The sequence below is a fragment of the Lonsdalea britannica genome (genome assembly GCF_002111595.1).
GTDB lineage: Bacteria > Pseudomonadota > Gammaproteobacteria > Enterobacterales > Enterobacteriaceae > Lonsdalea > Lonsdalea britannica.
The window spans coordinates 1-1,353 of record NZ_LUTN01000045.1 but is presented as its reverse complement, the minus strand read 5'-3'; the positions used below and the strand labels follow the sequence as shown (position 1 = coordinate 1,353).

Here is a 1,353-nt window from a genome sequence, read left to right as displayed (position 1 = left end):
TATCTCCCCCTAACCTCACCAATGCAATTCATCGATTCATCCTTAATGCCCTGATTCATATGCAGAGTCTTAACGTACCCGCGTTCAACATCTCAGCCGTCAGCACCAAACAAAAACATTCATACCTACAGCGCCGTCATACACATTATGTTTGCTCACGGCTTACGATCAGTAAGCTTTAAGGGCAATCCGTTCATATCCATCCTGACCCCAGCCACAATAATTATCACAGTGGGAGAGTGATAACTGTTGGTCACAGGTTTTTCCGTGATTGAAATAGATTTTCGGTGTTTTTTTAGTCGACGAATGAGTGACGTGCGGAAAATATCTCCCCCAAAAATTTCCGCCGTTTTCGGGCGTTGTGTCTTCACACAGACTATTCCCCATCTTTTCCCCCTACCTTTCATTGCAACATAAACGCTTTTATCGATTCGTTAATCGAAGCGACGTAAAAGTAAGGTGCGGCGAATCATTCAATGTCCAAGGTACCGTGGTGGCCACCTTCGCCCAGCAGAGCGACGGCGCCGTGACTTCGCGACATAATCTTCTGGGCCGCTTGCAGCATTTCTATGCTGACAGCGATTTAGCTATCGCTGATGTGCCTCTCCCCCCTCCTGAAGGCAGGCTCGAAGACAGCCTGCCGCGTTCAATTTTATTCGACAGGATATTGATTTATCGATAGAAAAAACGCCATTAGCCGCAGAAACCGATGGCCCGGCGATCAGGCGCCATCGATTTTTTTCCCAGCCGGAAAATAGCGATAAAGCGTGGAGCGTCCGATGCCGTAGGTGAGCGAAATCTGTTGTCGGTCATAACCGTTGGCCAGGAGTCGGGCGATCATCTCGCGGTCCGTCGGAGACAACGCCTTCGGCCTTCCCCCTATCCGCCCCTGTGCGCGAGCGGCGGCCATGCCCGCCAGAGTGCGTTCGACGATCAGCTCCCGCTCCATCTCCGCCAACGCGCTCATGACATGAAAGAAAAAGCGGCCCATCGCCGTGCCGGTATCGATACTGTCGGTCAGGGAGCGGAAATGTATCCCGCGCTCGTGCAATTCGGAAATCAGCGCGATGAGGTTTTTCACGCTGCGCCCCAGTCGGTCCAGCTTCCACACGATGAGCGAATCGCCCTTTTCTAAGCACTTCAACGCCCGCTTTAGCCCCGGCCGGTTCTCAACCTTACCGCTCATTCGATCTTCAAAAATCTGGTCACAACCTGCGCTAATTAATGCATCGCGCTGTAAATAGTTCGATTGGTCACTTGTTGACACCCTCATATAGCCGATTTTTGCCATTTCCCCTCCCGATTCACGGCTGTGATGACGGGGGATTGTGGCAAATCGCGTCGCGGTAGGCA

Annotated in this window: 2 protein-coding genes; one reads left to right on the top strand and one right to left on the bottom strand. The window is 52.0% G+C overall.

The annotated features are described in order from the left end of the window. Positions 1-493: 493 nt before the first annotated feature. Positions 494-682 carry a hypothetical protein gene (locus AU509_RS18080; protein WP_139824083.1) on the top strand — a complete coding sequence of 63 codons (189 nt, stop codon included), beginning with the start codon at positions 494-496 and terminating at the stop codon, positions 680-682. Between the two features lie 39 nt (positions 683-721). Here AU509_RS18080 and AU509_RS17700 read toward each other — a convergent pair whose 3' ends face one another. After that, positions 722-1,291, bottom strand: a complete 570-nt coding sequence (locus AU509_RS17700) for a recombinase family protein (RefSeq protein ID WP_085653206.1) — start codon at positions 1,289-1,291, stop codon at positions 722-724. Between the last annotated feature and the right edge of the window lie 62 nt (positions 1,292-1,353).